General features: G+C 69.3%; 13 protein-coding genes and 5 pseudogenes. 7 read left to right on the forward strand and 11 right to left on the reverse strand.

From position 1 onward, the window contains the following. Window positions 1-5: 5 nt before the first annotated feature. From OHA58_RS01900 to OHA58_RS01935, 8 genes and pseudogenes are all read right to left on the reverse strand, one after another. Window positions 6-581 (reverse strand): helix-turn-helix domain-containing protein, encoded by a 576-nt coding sequence (locus tag OHA58_RS01900; protein ID WP_405484696.1) that lies wholly within the window; start codon window positions 579-581, stop codon window positions 6-8. Window positions 582-699: 118 nt separating this feature from the next. After that, window positions 700-1,379 (reverse strand): annotated as a pseudogene (locus tag OHA58_RS01905) (FadR/GntR family transcriptional regulator). 169 nt (window positions 1,380-1,548) lie between these two features. Then, window positions 1,549-1,641: pseudogene (locus tag OHA58_RS01910) on the reverse strand (undecaprenyl-diphosphatase); the annotation flags it as partial. 462 nt (window positions 1,642-2,103) lie between these two features. Beyond that, on the reverse strand, window positions 2,104-3,060 hold the full coding sequence (locus OHA58_RS01915) for an adenosine kinase (protein WP_405475638.1): 957 nt from the start codon (window positions 3,058-3,060) through the stop codon (window positions 2,104-2,106). A gap of 512 nt (window positions 3,061-3,572) precedes the next feature. Further along, window positions 3,573-3,797 carry a hypothetical protein gene (locus OHA58_RS01920; RefSeq protein ID WP_405475641.1) on the reverse strand — a complete coding sequence of 75 codons (225 nt, stop codon included), beginning with the start codon at window positions 3,795-3,797 and terminating at the stop codon, window positions 3,573-3,575. A 430-nt stretch (window positions 3,798-4,227) separates the two neighbouring features. Further along, complete coding sequence (locus OHA58_RS01925) at window positions 4,228-4,935, reverse strand: B3/4 domain-containing protein (RefSeq protein ID WP_405475644.1); 708 nt, start codon at window positions 4,933-4,935, stop codon at window positions 4,228-4,230. Window positions 4,936-4,971: 36 nt separating this feature from the next. Then, window positions 4,972-5,619 carry an FMN-binding negative transcriptional regulator gene (locus OHA58_RS01930; protein ID WP_405475647.1) on the reverse strand — a complete coding sequence of 216 codons (648 nt, stop codon included), beginning with the start codon at window positions 5,617-5,619 and terminating at the stop codon, window positions 4,972-4,974. Between the two features lie 26 nt (window positions 5,620-5,645). Next, complete coding sequence (locus tag OHA58_RS01935; protein ID WP_405475650.1) at window positions 5,646-6,482, reverse strand: EamA family transporter; 837 nt, start codon at window positions 6,480-6,482, stop codon at window positions 5,646-5,648. A 116-nt stretch (window positions 6,483-6,598) separates the two neighbouring features. Here OHA58_RS01935 and OHA58_RS01940 point away from each other — a divergent pair, with 116 nt between their 5' ends. After that, a complete protein-coding gene (locus OHA58_RS01940; RefSeq protein ID WP_405475653.1) occupies window positions 6,599-7,183 on the forward strand; it encodes a helix-turn-helix domain-containing protein in 585 nt (194 codons plus the stop codon). A gap of 315 nt (window positions 7,184-7,498) precedes the next feature. Here OHA58_RS01940 and OHA58_RS01945 read toward each other — a convergent pair whose 3' ends face one another. After that, a complete protein-coding gene (locus OHA58_RS01945; protein ID WP_405475655.1) occupies window positions 7,499-7,678 on the reverse strand; it encodes a hypothetical protein in 180 nt (59 codons plus the stop codon). A 237-nt stretch (window positions 7,679-7,915) separates the two neighbouring features. On the opposite strand from OHA58_RS01945, the gene OHA58_RS01950 reads away from it, so the two are divergent. The 5 genes and pseudogenes from OHA58_RS01950 to OHA58_RS01970 all read left to right on the forward strand — a co-directional run. Continuing rightward, window positions 7,916-8,671, forward strand: coding sequence for an IclR family transcriptional regulator (locus OHA58_RS01950; RefSeq protein WP_405475658.1), 756 nt, complete (start codon window positions 7,916-7,918; stop codon window positions 8,669-8,671). 182 nt (window positions 8,672-8,853) lie between these two features. Next, complete coding sequence (locus OHA58_RS01955; protein WP_405475660.1) at window positions 8,854-9,789, forward strand: PDR/VanB family oxidoreductase; 936 nt, start codon at window positions 8,854-8,856, stop codon at window positions 9,787-9,789. A gap of 58 nt (window positions 9,790-9,847) precedes the next feature. After that, entirely contained in the window at window positions 9,848-11,062 is a 1,215-nt protein-coding gene (locus OHA58_RS01960; protein ID WP_405475663.1) for a cytochrome P450, read from the forward strand. 57 nt (window positions 11,063-11,119) lie between these two features. Then, a complete protein-coding gene (locus OHA58_RS01965) occupies window positions 11,120-12,205 on the forward strand; it encodes an S-(hydroxymethyl)mycothiol dehydrogenase (protein WP_405475666.1) in 1,086 nt (361 codons plus the stop codon). Further along, window positions 12,202-12,555 (forward strand): annotated as a pseudogene (locus tag OHA58_RS01970) (MBL fold metallo-hydrolase); the annotation flags it as partial. The gene OHA58_RS01965 and the pseudogene OHA58_RS01970, both read left to right, overlap by 4 nt. Here OHA58_RS01970 and OHA58_RS01975 read toward each other — a convergent pair. Next, window positions 12,538-13,113 carry a dihydrodipicolinate synthase family protein gene (locus tag OHA58_RS01975; RefSeq protein WP_405475669.1) on the reverse strand — a complete coding sequence of 192 codons (576 nt, stop codon included), beginning with the start codon at window positions 13,111-13,113 and terminating at the stop codon, window positions 12,538-12,540. The pseudogene OHA58_RS01970 and the gene OHA58_RS01975 overlap by 18 nt on opposite strands. A 98-nt stretch (window positions 13,114-13,211) precedes the next feature. On the opposite strand from OHA58_RS01975, the pseudogene OHA58_RS01980 reads away from it, so the two are divergent. Next, window positions 13,212-14,309: pseudogene (locus tag OHA58_RS01980) on the forward strand (integrase core domain-containing protein). A gap of 30 nt (window positions 14,310-14,339) precedes the next feature. Here the strand turns inward: OHA58_RS01980 and OHA58_RS01985 are convergent. Then, window positions 14,340-14,453 (reverse strand): annotated as a pseudogene (locus tag OHA58_RS01985) (PRC-barrel domain containing protein); the annotation flags it as partial. Window positions 14,454-14,712: the final 259 nt, after the last annotated feature.

The raw sequence follows: 14,712 nt of genomic DNA on the forward strand, positions 1-14,712 counted from the left end.
AAAGCTCAGTAGTGCGCCGTAATGGACCCGACGGAATCGGTCCGCACCGCGGCACGCCAGGCGGTGGGGCTGCTTCCGAACCGTGTGTGGAACCAGCGGGAGAAGGTGCCGAGGGCCGAGAATCCGAGGAGTTCGGCGACCTCGGTGAGGGGGCGGTCCAGCCTTGTGACATAGCGCTGTGCGAGGTCGGCTCGTACCGCCTCGAGGAGCGGGGAATATGTGTCGCCGGTTCGGGCGAGATGACGTTGAACGGTGCGGACATCGACGTCGAGGGTGCGTGCGACCTGCTGGATCGTGCAGCGTCCGGTGGGCAGGAGCACTTCGATGATCCCGCGGACATGCTGCGGTAGCGGGCTTTCCCGGTGCGCGGGGAGGCTCTGGAGGAACTGGCGTGCATAGGTCCGAAGCAGGGGGTCGGCCAGGGTGTTGCTCGCGTTGAGATCGGCGGCGTACAGGACGATGCCCGCGTAGTCCTGGTCGTAGGCGATGGTGGTGCCAAGGACGCGGTGATGGGTTGTCGGGTCCGCGGGGGCGCTGTGGGTGAGGCTGACCGAGACCGGACTCCAGTCCGAGGCGATCAGGCTTCGATCATGTTGACGTGCCGGGACTTCAGCGACTTGCTGTAGCCGGCGTCTCCGGCGTCGACGTGCGCGGCCGATTTCGCGGTGGGTATGGCCTCCTGCTGGAGGGACTGCTCGCTCACGCCTCGAGTCCGCCTTCCGTGGGGGTGTCCGTGCGCTCGCGGAGCGCACGATGTCGGTGAGGGTGGTCTCCACGCGGTCGAGGTGATGGGACATCGCCTCGACCGCGTCGTGTTCGCTGCCGTCGATCAGCGCCTCGACGATCGCCCGGTGCTCGCGGTTGGACTGCTCGCGCCTACCGCCGAGTTCGTTCAGGAAGGCCGACTGGCGGGCAAGTGCGTCCCGGATCTCCTCGATGACCCGGCGGAAGACCGGGTTCTGGGACGCCTCGGCGACCGCGATGTGGAAGATCGTGTCCATGGCGACCCACGTGGTGGTGTCGGTCTCCCGCTCCATCCGGTCCAGGAGGTGGGCGAGGTGGTTGAGGTTCTCCGGGGTACGGCGTGTCGCCGCGTACCCGGCGACGGGGATCTCGATGTGGCGGCGCACTTCGAGCAGGTCGCTGGCCGCGTAGTCGCCGAACGTGGGGTCCTCGACGGTGTTGGCGACGACGAAGGTGCCCTTACCGGTCTTGGAGACAGTCAGGCCCATGGTCTGCAGGGCTCGGAGGGCCTCCCGCAGCACAGGCCGGCTGATCTCCAGGGTGCGGCACAGCTCCGCCTCGGAAGGGAGCTTGTCGCCGATGGCGTATTCGCCGCGCTCGATGGCGCCGCGGAGGTGGGTCAGCACCGCTTCCATGGCGCTGACGCGCCGCAGTGTCGGTCCACCTGTCTGGCTGTCTGACAGGTTCGGGGAGTGATCCTGCGGGTAGCGAGAGGGCGCTGTCAAGAAGTGCGAAAGGAAAACATCGGGCCTGAAAACCGGCTCACATCCCGCGCGAGCAGCTGTTGAGCAGGCCCTCGGCGAGCAGACCCAATAGCAGGGCGTCCTTCAGCTCGTACAGGTCGGCGCGGGTCAGGGCGGGAATCCCGGGGATGAAGGAGAGCCGCGTGGCGGCCAGCGGTTCAGGTCGTGTGTCGGCGACCGGGCGCGGCAGCCCGCCGCCCCGGGCCGCCAGGCGTCGCTCCCCGCGTCCCTGCTCGCGGAGGCGGCCGGGCACGCTGGACGCCCGCCACCGCAGCCCTGCCCCGGCGTGAGCTGACGTATCCAGGCTCGTGTTTTCGTGGGTGCGGCCTTCGGGGTCAGGCGAACACGCGGGGTGGGTGCCGAGTGGGCCGTCCCCTGGGCACCTCCTTGGGGACGGCGGTGGCACCGTAGGAATCACGGGAGCAGCAGGAACCAGTCCATCCTCTGGCTTTGTTCGCGAGAACCGGTTCTGGCTCAATTTCCGTGGAGGGCTAACTGACCGTAATGCCATGTGCTCGCGAGGCTGGCCGGTATGACCAGCGTGCGGCCAACACGCAGCCGGCGACTCCTCCGCCCAGGACGACGACGTCGTAACCGGATGTTCGCGTGGCGGCGCTCATCCGTGCCGTCCCGCTTCTTCGGCGCGGTGCTCGGCGGGCGCCGCATCACATGGCAACTCCGCGAGGCGGGAGTGGAGTTCGTCGCGTGTGATGCTGTCGGTACGCATCGACGGCACGGTGCAGGCATGGGCTCCGGCCACCGCGCCGTACAGGCCGCAGCGCTCAGCAGGCTCGCCGTTCAGCCAGCCGTAGAGGAAGGCGGACGCGAATGCGTCGCCTGCGCCGTTGGAGTCCACGACCGGTGCCGGGGGTGTGACGGCGGGGATGTGTGACAGCTCGCCATCGACCAGGAGATACGCCCCGTCCGCCCCGTCCGTGGCGATGACCGCCCGGGCACGGCCTCGCTCGACGATCCGGCGCATGGTCCGCTCGGGGTCGGCCAGGGCGGTGGTGGACAGGAAGACGAGGTCGGCCTCGTAGGCGAATACCTCGTGATAGGGGTTCATACCGTCCCAGTTGTGCAGGTCGGTGGAGATGGTCACGCCGGCTTCGCGCAGCGTGGGCAGTGTGAACGCGCACGGGTGGGTGATGACGACGTGCGCGTGACGACTCGCGGCGGCCAGTTCCCGGACCGTCGCTTCGGGGAGCCGGTCTGTCTCCTGCGAGCGGGTGTCGTCGTACAGGGACAGCCTTCGCCCGTCGGGGCCGACGAGGTTGACCGCTCGTTTAGTGCCCTCGGGCTGGAGGCTCGTGGTGAACGCGATGCCCTGGTCCCGGTGGAAAGCGCGGACGAGTTCGCCCTCGTGGTCGTCGCCGATCAGGTCGAGGTGGTGCGTACGCAGTCCCAGGCTGCTCACCCCCAGGGCGACGAAGTCGCCGCTCTGTCCCGCGCGTGTCCGGATACCTGGCTGGATCATGTAGCTGTCGGCGAACGATAGGGGCAGTTCGGGGACGTGCACGATCGTGTCCACGCCGGCGCCCCCCAGGACGAGGACGTCGATCTCGATGCTCATGGTGTTCCTCTCGGGCTGAAAGGGGTTGCCAGGCCGGTCACGGAACGGGGGCGCGCAGTGGTCCGCCCCGCAGTTCGCGGTGCGGATGGTGGTGCCTGATCCAGGGCGGCTTCTGCCTGATCGCTGAGAGCTGCCCAGCGCCCGGGCCGTTGTTGCCTGTCGCCAGGCGAGTCAAACAGTCGCTTCCCACTCCGGCAATCACTTGCAGAAACTTTCAGCAATTCTTTCTGGCTGGTGGGTGTCACGCGCTCCCTGGCGCACGTCGACAACAGCACGGCGGATTCGGGATGGTCGGGCCTGGCAGCATCCGGACCTTGGCGTGCCCAAGGCGAACCGGGGTGACCCCGTGTCCGGCCCGGCCGGCCGAGGAGTCCGTCCAGGGCGGGCGGCCGTCCTGTTCTGCTCGGCCGTCCATGGGCAGCGTCCGGCCTGGCCTGCTCCGCCTGCCGAACCATGCCGAGCAGGCCGGGCGGGACCGAAGCGCGGCCTTGCGGTCCGGGTGCGAGCGTCGGCTATGACGCCGCCCGGAAGGCGGCAGCCAAAGAACGCGCGCCGTCTTGGACGCCTTGGATCCGGATGCCGCGCATGCACGGCATGAACGGCAGGAGGTCGCTGGAGAGGCAGGCGTTCTCCGGCCGGGAGGCATAGCGGGTCCCGTCCTTGGGCACGGGGATCACCAGTTGGGGTGGGGCACTGAGTGCGTCCGCGATGGTGCGGGCCCATTCGGCCCGTGTCACCCGGTCCGGTCCCAGGTCCTCAAGGACGCCACGGGGACGGCGTACTGCCTGCACCCGGTACAGGCCGACGGCGGTGAAGTCGGCCTCCTCCTACAAGGCCGGTTCGGGGACCTTCACGGTTCCCGCCCGCAGCGTCGCCGTCTTCAAACGGTGACTGGGCATCGACACGACCGCCTGGGCGGCATCCAGCACGAGTACCAACATACGGCGTGACCAGCCCGTACGTGGTTCTTGGCACCTATGACGTCGACGCCGGAAACGAGTCGATCAAGCGGGTTGCCGAGGAAATGGGACGAGGAAGACCGGCGCCGCGAGGAAGGTGCCTCGGCAGCGCAGACGGGTGGCTCCCCCGAGGCCCGGAGATGGTTTCGCCCCGGGCCTCCATGCCGACCGGGACGCCGGCGACCGTGCTGGAGCTGGCCGTCGGGACTCAGGCTCCTGCCTGGGGCTGATCCGGGCTGAGGTAGTACACCCGGGTTTGCTCGGCGTGCGGAAGGAGCAGGCCCTGCAGCTCGTGCGCGGCGGTCTTGAGGAGGTGGCCGTCGCGGTCGGCCCGGAGGGTTTCGAGGACGAAGGCGACGTGGGTGGAGTCCTCGGTGACGCGGGTGCGGTGAGCGTCGCGGTGGTTCCAGTGGCGGGTCAGGACGCCGGTGGTGTCGGTGTAGATGATCTCGCCGGGCTTGGGGTTCTCGATGGTGTCGGGTTCGCCGAGCGGGGTGAACTCCTCGCTGCCGTCTGCATGGCGAATGTCGACGTCGCCGGTGACATGGTCCAGGTCGAAGGCGCCGGCGGGCAGGCCGTGGCGGACGGAGACGGCGTTGTAGGAGTCGACGGCCGGATTGATGCGCGGCAGGGTGCCCTTCTTGACGAAGCGGCGGCCGAGCGCGTCGACGCTGGGGCGGATGCGGCGGGGATTGGTGCCGAAGGAGCGGTAGGCGGCGTGCCACGCCTCGATGCGCGGGTCAGTCTCGTCGGTGGGCTGCCAGGAGCCGTCGGCGAGCTGCTGCTCCAGGTTCTCCAGAGCGGCGGCCGTGTGGGGCCAGGGTTCGTGGCCGTGCACGCCGGTGGCGGTGACCAGGGCGATGAGGGTGTCGGGGAAGGCGTCTGCGACGGCGGGGCTGATGCCGAAGGCGGTCATGGGCGGGGTTCCGTTTCCTATGGCGTGGGGTGGTGGTCAGGGCTTCCAGGGGCCGATGCGGTCCAGGCGTCGGAGCTGCTGGCGCGCGGTGGGCGCATCCAGGCCCTGGCCACGTCCGGTAAGGCGGTCGGCGACGGCGGTGCGGTGCTCGACGGGCTTGTGGTCGTCGTACTTGAACTTGGCCCGCACGTCGGTGACTTCCATGCGCAGGCCGCGGATGCCGGGCAGCATCCGGCCGTAAGGCGGCTGGTCGACGGCGACGGGGCCGTGGTCGCCGTCGGGCTGGAAGTGGGCGAGCTGGCGGCGCAGCAGCTCGGCCTTGGCCTCGAGGTCGTCGACGATGTGGGCGTGGCAGGTGAACTGGACGGCGGCGTAGTAGCTGGTGGGCACGCCGTCGGTGGGCGGGGTGTCGGGCTTGGCGCGCCAGGGGCCGGGAATGAAGGCGTAGTCGCCGATGACAGTGAAGGTGACGTTCGGATCGTGCTCGATCGCCTTCCAGACCGGGTTGGGCCGGGCAAGGTGGATAAGGAGCTGGTTGCCGTCGGAAGTGAAGTGGGTGGGGACGACGGTGGGCGGCTGGCCGGGCAGGCCGTTGACGCTGAGCTGTCCGAATTCGTGGCCATCGGCGATCCAGGTCTGCCATTCGGCGTCGTCCAGGCCGGCGTCCCAGGGCTGGATGAACATGTGTCTCTCCTTGACTGTGGGATCGCTCAGGTGAGGGCGAGGAGGCTGACGGCGACGGCGGCGGTGCCCAGGCCGACGAGCTGACCGCGGTGGATGCGTTCGGCGAGCACCTTGCGGGCGAGCAGGACGGTGCCGGCCGGGTAGAGGGCGGTGATCACGGCGACGACGGTGAGGTCTCCGCTGCGGGCGGCGAGGAGGAACAGCAGGTTCGCCAGCGAGTCCAGCACGCCCGCGCCGGCCGACATGGCGTAGGCGGGCTTCTCGGGGCCGAGCCTGCGGTGCATGATCCCGGCCGCGGCCAGGGTGACCGCGGAGGAGACCGCCCTGCCGATGACCAGCGGGGCCACCCCGCTGTCCGACGGCGCCTGGTGCAGGAAGATCAGCTGGAGGGCGATCGCGGCGCCCGCACCCAAGGCCAGCAGCAGCGCCGTTCGGGAAGGTCGCGCGGAGCCCGCGCCACGCCCGGCGCTGACCAGCACCACCGCCACCAGCGCGAGCGGCAGGCCCAGAAGTCCGGCCATACCCAGGCGCTCGCCCTGCATCAGGCCCACGCCGACGGGCAGTGCGGCGGACACCAGCGCGGTGACCGGGGACAGCACGTTCATGGGGCCGATGGCCAGGGTCTTGTAGAGCAGGGCGAACGCGGCGGCCGAGGCGACACCGGAGGCGGCACCCCAGCCGAGCGCGGCCGGGCTGAACGACGCGCCGAGGACCGGCCACAGCAGCAGCTCGACCGCGAGGCTGGCCGGGGCGGCGACCATCACGGTGCGCAGAACGTGCGCCTTTCGGGCACCGAGGCCGCCGAGGAAGTCGGCGCATCCGTAGGCGAGTGAGCTGCCCAGAGCCAGCAGCAGAGCGATCACGGGTACATCCCTTACTATTCAGTGGAACGACTAAACCGTACGATGAAACGACCGATCCGGTCAACCAAACGACCGTGCGGTGCATTCCAGTGGACCACTGTGAGGATGGTGAGGGGATGGCCGAGACAGAGGCAGCCCTGCGGACACTCGCCCACAACGTCAGGGCGGCCCGCACCCGTGCGGGCCTGTCCCTGGACGAACTCGGCCGGCGCGCCAAGGTCAGCAAGGGGGCCCTGGTCGGACTGGAGAAGGCACAGGGCAACCCGAACTTCGCCACCCTGGTCCGGCTGGCCGACACACTCGGCGTCTCGGTATCCGCCCTGATGGAAGGACCGGCCGAAGGACGCGTCCGCGTCGTGGACGCCGACGCCGTGATGCCGCTGTGGGCCGGAGAACGGGGCAGCGAGGCCCGGCTCATGCTGACGACCTCAGGACCGGCCCCGGTCGAGGTCTGGCGCTGGCGACTGGAACCCGGCGAGGAATACCCCAGCCACCCCCACCAGGCCGGGGTCGTCGAAACCGTCAGCGTCACCTCAGGGCAGATGATTCTGACCGTCGACGGCACCGAGCACCCCGTGGAAGCCGGACAGACCGCCACCTTCGACGGCGACGCCACCCACACCTACCGCGGTGCGGGCACCAAAACCTGCCACCTGATCATGACGGTCCACCTGCCGCCCGGCCCTGCGACAACCGCCTGACCTCGTAAGAGCCACGTGGAGTGCCCGTTCGCACCGACTGCGGGCGGGCCCAACTGCCGTAGCCCGAGGCAGCGTTGAAGCGGCAGACACGCGTCGTCGCCCGATACAGGCGGCACTGCGCGCTCCCCGAGGCATCGTCCCGTGCGTACGCGACGCCCTGGGACGCGCGGCCTCTTTGCCCTGCGCGGGCACCCACATCTCCGTCTCCGTGTTGCAGGGAACCGTCACCCCCATCCCGATCCTCCCGTACATACGCCTGCGCCACTCCGAAGTCACCTGGCACAGGTGAACACCGCGCCCGACATCCCGGCGCCACTACCCTCCCGACCGCACCAGCCTGGTCACGTCGAAGGTGTCGTAGAGGACGGTGCGGTCGTACGTGCTCTGGTCGGTGAGGACCCGCGAGACGTTGGCACCGTCCCTGTTCACGCTGCCCAGCGGCCGACGCATCGCGTGGGCCCGCCAAAACGACGACACCGAGTGGGTGCTCGTCATGCGGATCAACCTGACCGTTCCCTTCCAACTAACCCGGGCCGCGCTTCCGCACATGCTCGAGGCCGAGCAGCAGGCGGCCCCCATCGTCTTCCTCGCCTCGGACGAGGCCGCGTCAACGGCGCGGTGCTCCCCGTGGACGACGGGTGGGCTGCGATGTGACGCCGAGACGCGTCCTCCACGTGAACCGAAATCGCGTCGGGATCTTGACGCTCCCGGCAGGAATCCGATGATGGCCACGTGAAGTCACAGAACGGCGAGTCGGTACTGGCCCGGGCCGTGCGGATCTTCGAGGCGTTCACGCCCGAGGAGCCGGCCCTGACCGTCTCGGAGATCTCCCGGCGTACGGGCCTGCACATGGCGACCGCATCGCGGCTGGTCGCCGAATTGGTCTCGCACGGTTTTCTCGCACGCGACGCGGACCGGCGGGTACGCATCGGCATGCGCATGTGGGAGCTGGTGACGCGCGCCTCGCCCGCACTGTCTCTGCGCGACACCGCCATGCCCTTCATGGAGGGCGTCCACGACGTGGTGGGCCACCACGTGCAGTTGGGCGTCCTCGACGGCGACGATGTGCTGTTCGTGGAGCGGCTGAGCGCGCCTGGCGCGGTCATCAACTACACCCGCATCGCGGGCCGTCTGCCGTTGCACGCCTCGTCCAGCGGTCTGGTCCTGCTCGCCCACGGATCTGCAGACTTGCGCGATCGGGTCCTCGCCGAACCCCTCCACCGCTATACCGAGGCCACGCCCGCCACCGCGCCGCAACTGCGCGCCGTGCTCGCGGACGTCCGGCAGCAGGGATACGCGTGCTGTCCCGGATACGTACACCCGGACGCCCTGGGCATCGCGGCTCCGGTGCGGAACAGCCGGGGGAAGGTGCTGGCCACACTGTCGGTGATCGTCCCGAACGAGACCGGAGCCACATCCGTCGTCCCCGTGGTCCGCACCGCCGCACGCGGTATCTCCCGTGCCCTGGGGGCACCGACATCGGGGTGAGCGCCGCTTGAGCGAGCGGAGAATTCTTCTCTCACTCATTGAGAATGGCGTCGCGCCCTCCACCGCGGCCCACGCATCCTTCCTGAAACCCAACGACGGAAGGCGACAACGTGGTCGGAACCAGCGTGGTTGTGAATGCCGTTCCCGGCCCCGACAAGAGTCGGCCGGGAACAAGGAACGCGGTGTCGTTGACCGTCGCCGCGAAGGAGCGGGTGGCCGAGGGCGTCGTGTCCCTCACCCTCACGCATCCGGACGGCGGACGGCTGCCGGACTGGACGCCGGGCTCCCATATCGATCTAGTACTGCCGGAGGGGACGACCCGGCAGTACTCGTTGTGCGGTGACCGGTGGGACGCGTACACGTACCGGGTCGCCGTCCTTAGGGAACCTGACGGGCGCGGGGGATCCGCGTACGTGCACGACCGGCTGCGGCCGGGTGACCGGGTCGGCGTCGGCGGGCCGCGCAATCACTTCCCCCTGGTGCCGTCGGAGAGGTACCTCTTCGTCGCGGGCGGCATCGGGATCACTCCCCTGCTGCCGATGGTGCGCCAGGCCGAACTCCTCGGCCTGGATTGGCAGTTGTTGTACGGCGGGCGAACCCGCGCCTCGATGGCCTTCCGTGATGAGCTCGCGGCGGCTTACGGCTCGCGGGTGCACATTGTTCCGCAGGACGAGCTCGGACTTCTGGACCTCGAAGCCTGGCTCGGCACTGAGCTCCCGGGCACAAAGGGGTACTGCTGCGGTCCTGCCCCGCTGCTTGCCGCGGTGGAAAGTGCCTGCGCGTCATGGGCTCCGTACGCCCTGCACACCGAACGCTTCACCGCCGCCGATCAAGCAGCGCCGGTGCGGGACGCGGCCTTCGAGGTCGAACTGCGGCGTAGCGGGCGCACCGTCACCGTTCCCCGCGACGTCTCCGTGCTGCAGGCGATCCGGGAGGCCTGCGTGGACGTCCTGTCGTCCTGCGAGCAGGGCACTTGCGGAACCTGTCTGACACCGGTCGCCGCAGGGCAGCCGGACCACCGGGACTCGATCCTCACGGATCACCAACGGGCCGCGAACGACTGCATGTTCGTGTGCGTGTCGCGGTCGTGCGGGGATCGTCTCGTCCTCGATCTGTGAGGGCCGCGAGGCCCGTCCGAGCCGCACCCCCCTTCCCACTCATCCTCTTGGAGCCGCGATGACCGAGGCACCCGCACGTGCCGTGGCGACGCCCGTCAGCGACGCCGACCCGTTCGCCCACGAGCACCTGCTGAACCCCGATCCCCTGCATCAGGCGCTGCGCGAGGCCGGCCCCGTCGTGCGTCTCTCCCGCTATGACGTCCACGCGCTCGCCCGCTACGAGCAGGTGCACGCCGCGCTGGTGGACTGGCAGCACTTCGAGTCGGGGTCGGGCGTGGGCCTGGCGAACTTCCGCCACGAGGAACCCTGGCGCGTACCGAGCCTGCTCCTCGAAGCCGACCCTCCCCTGCACGACGCGCCACGCCGGGTCCTGCGCGAGATCCTCGCCCCGCCCGCACTGCGCCGCCTGCGCGACACCTGGGCCGCGACGGCGGATGAACTGGTGGACCAAGTCCTCGAGGGCGGGCCGGAGTTCGACGCCTTCACGGCACTGGCGGAGGCGTTCCCGCTGCGGGCCTTCCCAGATGCCGTGGGCCTGGGGCCCGACGGCCGGGAGAACCTCCTGCCGTACGGCAACATGGCCTTCAACGCGTTCGGCCCGCGCAACGACCTCGTTGCCGCCGACGCGCACCGCGCTGCCGCGCTGGGAGCATGGGTCAATGCCCAGTGCGCACGCGAGGCCCTGACGGCGGACGGATTCGGCGCCGAGATCTGGGCAGCCGCCGACCGTGGTGAACTCACCTACGTGCAGGCTCCGTTGGTCGTGCGGTCACTGCTCAGCGCGGGAGTGGACACGACCGTGCACGGCCTGGCCGCCTGCCTCTACGCGTTCGCCACACACCCACAGGAATGGCAACGGCTTCGCGAGCGTCCGGAGTTGGCGCGGGTCGCCTTCGACGAGGCAGTGCGGTGGCAGTCTCCGGTGCAGACGTTCTTCCGTACCGCCACCACCGATGTCACGATCGCCGGCACCACCATCCCGGAGGGCACGAAGATCCTCATGTTCCTCGGCGCCGCCAACCGCGACCCGGACCGCTGGAGCGAGCCCGACCGCTTCGACCTCACACGTGACCCGTCCGGTCAGGTCGGCTTCGGCATGGGCATCCACCAGTGCATCGGACAGCACGTAGCCCGCCTGGAGGCGGAGGCGTTGCTGACCGCCCTGGCCCGCCGAGTCGAGTCGTTCGAGCTGACGGGCGCACCGCGCCGGCACGCCAACAACACTTTGCGCGCGTGGGAGTCCCTGCCGGTACGCGTCCGTCCGGCCGCCTGACCATCCCTGTCTGTACCCACAGAACTACTCACCTGCACCACTCGAGAGGACTGCGCAATGCCTCAGCACGTACGTGGAGTTGTCGCACGGGCGAAGGGCGAGCCCGTCGCCATCGAGACCATCCTGATCCCCGATCCGGGCCCGGGCGAGGCGGTGGTACGGATCCAGTCCTGCGGGGTGTGCCACACCGACCTGCACTACCGCGAGGGCGGGATCAACGACGAGTTCCCATTCCTCCTGGGACACGAGGCGGCGGGCGTGGTGGAGTCGGTGGGCGCCGACGTCACCGACGTGGCTCCGGGTGACTTTGTCATCCTCAACTGGCGTGCGGTGTGCGGGCGTTGCCGGGCCTGCCGGCGTGGGCGCCCCCAGTACTGCTTCGACACGCACAACGCGCGACAGAAGATGACGCTGGCCGACGGCACCGAGCTCACCCCCGCCCTGGGTATCGGTGCGTTCGCGGAGAAGACCCTCGTCGCCGCCGGACAGTGCACCAAGGTCGACCCGGCCGCGTCACCCGCGGCCGCGGGCCTGTTGGGTTGCGGCGTCATGGCGGGGCTCGGCGCCGCGATCAACACCGGAGGGGTCACCCGAGGCGACTCTGTGGCCGTCATCGGCTGCGGCGGGGTCGGTGACGCGGCCGTGGCAGGCGCCCGCCTCGCGGGCGCTGCGAAGATCATCGCCGTGGATCTCGACGACCGTAAGCTTGCGACGGCCACCACCCTGGGCGCCACGCACACGGTCAACTCGCGGGAGACCGACGCGATCGAGGCGATCCGCGAACTGACCGGCGGCTTCGGCGCGGACGTGGTCATCGACGCCGTCGGCCGACCGGAGACGTATCAACAGGCCTTGTACGCCCGCGACTTGGCCGGAACGGTCGTGCTCGTCGGAGTACCGACCCCCGAGATGACACTGGAGCTGTCCCTCCTTGACGTCTTCGGCCGCGGCGGGTCACTGAAGTCGAGCTGGTACGGCGACTGCCTGCCGTCGCGCGACTTCCCTCTGCTCATCGACCTCTACCTTCAAGGCCGCCTGGATCTCGACGCGTTCGTATCGGAGACCATCGCCCTGGAGGACGTCGAGGACGCCTTCGCCCGGATGCACAAGGGCGACGTGCTGCGCTCGGTGGTGACCCTGTGACGGGCGGCGGCCCGCGCGTCGAGCACCTCGTCACGTCCGGCACCTTCAGTCTGGACGGCGGCACATGGGAGGTGGACAACAATGTCTGGATCGTGGGCGATGACGAAGAAGTGATCGTCATAGACGCGGCACACGATGCCGGAGCCATCGCCGAGGCCATCGGGGACCGGCGGCTCAAGGCCATCGTCTGCACGCACGGACACGACGACCACATCGACGCCGCCCCCGCCCTGGCGGACGCGACCGGTGCCCCGGTCCTGATCCATCTCGAGGACCGACTGCTTTGGAAGCAGACCCACCCCGACCGCTCCCCTGACGCTCCTTCTGGTACGTCAGTCGCGGACGGTCAGGTGCGGCAGGTCCGCGACAGCGGCAGCGATACGGCGGCGGTGGGCGTCGTCGACCGGCAGCAGCGGCTCGCGCGGTGGGCCGACCGGCAGGCCGATCTCCTCCATTGCGGCGCGCACGCCCTGGATGAAAGGGCCGCCAGTCATCAGGGTGTCCATCAGCGGGTAGATGCGCGCCCAGCGCTCGCGCGCGAGGGCCAAGTCGCTGTCGGTGAGCGCCTGGTGGACGCCGACGAGGTCGGCGGCCATCACGTTGGCCGTGCCCGCCATGACACCGGCGGCGCCTTCGGCGACCGAGGCGAGCAGCAGGCTGTCCCAGCCGAGGAACGTGTCGATGACGTCGCCGTGGCGGTGGATGAGCTGCCCGGCCTGCGCCATGTCGGCGCTGGTGTCCTTGATGTAGCGGATGTTCTCCTGCTCGCGGGCGAGCTTGCCGACGGTGTCGGGGTCGAGGTTGACGCTGGTGGCGTCCGGGATGTTGTAGAGCATCACCGGGATGGCCACGGAGTCGGCGACGGTACGCAGGTAGCGCAGCGTCTCGTAGTACGGGGCGACGACCATCACCACATCGGCGCCCTGCGCCTGACGGAAATATCGTCCGTGCAGGTCACAACCCCGTTCCCCGGCCACGCTCCCTGGACACGGCGTGATCACCAATTGTGCTGATCCGCTTCGCCTATCTCGCCGTCACCCACGCCTTCGCCGCGCTGCGCTTACTGCCGATGAACGCCCGCGACAAAGACATCGAGATCCTCGCGCTCCGCCACCAGATAACCGTCCTGCAGCGACAACTCAGCCCCGCCAAGACCGCGTTCCGATCCGAGGACCGAGCCTTCCTCGCCGCGCTGCTGACACCACCGCCCCGCGCGGTCCCGCGCCGGCCGCGGCTCCTCGTCCACCCGGACACCGTGCTCCGCTGGCACCGCGACCTCGTCAAGCGACACCACGCCAAGACCTCCCGCCCCAAACGGCCCGGACGGCCACGCACCGTCCGCTCGATCCGCCTGCTGATCCTGCGTCTGGTCCGCGAGAACCCACACTGGGCATACCGCAGAGTTCACGGCGAACTCCCCACCCTCGGCATCAAGATCGCCGCCCCCACCGTCTGAGAAATCCTCAAACAACAAGGCATCGACCCCGCCCCCGACCGGACCGCCACCACCTGGGCAGCGTTCCTGCGCTCTCAGGCCGACGCCCTGCTGGCCTGCGACTTCATCGAAAGCGTCACCCTGACCGGCCAACGCCACTACATCCTGGCCGTCATCGAACACGCCACCCGTCGCGTCCGCGTCCTCGGCACCACCACGCACCCGAACGCGGCCTGGGTCGCCCAAGCCGCGAAGAAGCTGGTCATGGACCTCGAGGATGCCGGCGCCCAGGCGCGGTACCTGATCCGAGACCGCGACGCGAAGTTCCCCGCCTTGTTCGACCGGATCCTCGCCGACTCCGGCATCGAGGTCGCCTTCAGCGGCATCCGCACCCCGCGCATGAACGCGATCCTGGAGCGGTGGGTGCAGACCTGCCGCCACGAACTCTTGGATCGCACCCTCATCTGGAACGAGCGTCACCTCCGCCACGTCCTGCGCGAATTCGAAACCCATCACAACACCCACCGTCCCCACCAGGCCATGGGACAGGCAGCTCCACTCCGCCCAGTGCCCCAACCCATCACCGACCCCAACGAAATCACCCGTCTCGACATACGCCGACACGACCGGCTCGGCGGCACCCTCCACGAGTACCGACATGCTGCTTGACCAGCACGGACGAGATTTTCGGCAGGCGCACGGCTCGTCCGTGCTGGTGTCCACATAGACGGCCTCAAGCACTCCGATCTTGTGCCCTCCGACGTCCATCACGTCCTGTGTACGCCACTCACGGATATCCGCCATCTCGATCATCCTGAGCCCCTTCGGCCGGGTCCTGCCTGGCGCCCCCTCTGGCCGAGGGCCAGTCACGCGCTCGACGACTCTCATCGTGCGTATGGCCTGTTCATGCGATGGCCATGGACCACGCGTGCGGCCGCGGGTGCGACTTCAAGTACCGCCACGACAGCGGCGATCCCGAGGAGCTCCTCGACTCCGCCGATATTGTGCGGTGATCCTGACATCCGACGCCCCGCATGCATCTGATGTTCCGCCAGCGGTGGCTGCGCCGTCG

Origin of the sequence: Streptomyces sp. NBC_00009, assembly GCF_045040855.1 — a bacterium.
GTDB lineage: Bacteria > Actinomycetota > Actinomycetes > Streptomycetales > Streptomycetaceae > Streptomyces > Streptomyces aureus.

Coding starts and splice junctions, on each gene's coding strand:
- OHA58_RS01965 (WP_405475666.1), top strand. CDS start 11,120: ATGCCTCAGCACGTACGTGGAGTTGTCGCACGGGCGAAGGGCGAGCCC.
- OHA58_RS01925 (WP_405475644.1), bottom strand. CDS start 4,935: ATGACCGCCTTCGGCATCAGCCCCGCCGTCGCAGACGCCTTCCCCGAC.
- OHA58_RS01940 (WP_405475653.1), top strand. CDS start 6,599: ATGGCCGAGACAGAGGCAGCCCTGCGGACACTCGCCCACAACGTCAGG.
- OHA58_RS01975 (WP_405475669.1), bottom strand. CDS start 13,113: ATGGTCGTCGCCCCGTACTACGAGACGCTGCGCTACCTGCGTACCGTC.
- OHA58_RS01945 (WP_405475655.1), bottom strand. CDS start 7,678: ATGACGAGCACCCACTCGGTGTCGTCGTTTTGGCGGGCCCACGCGATG.
- OHA58_RS01930 (WP_405475647.1), bottom strand. CDS start 5,619: ATGTTCATCCAGCCCTGGGACGCCGGCCTGGACGACGCCGAATGGCAG.
- OHA58_RS01915 (WP_405475638.1), bottom strand. CDS start 3,060: ATGAGCATCGAGATCGACGTCCTCGTCCTGGGGGGCGCCGGCGTGGAC.
- OHA58_RS01960 (WP_405475663.1), top strand. CDS start 9,848: ATGACCGAGGCACCCGCACGTGCCGTGGCGACGCCCGTCAGCGACGCC.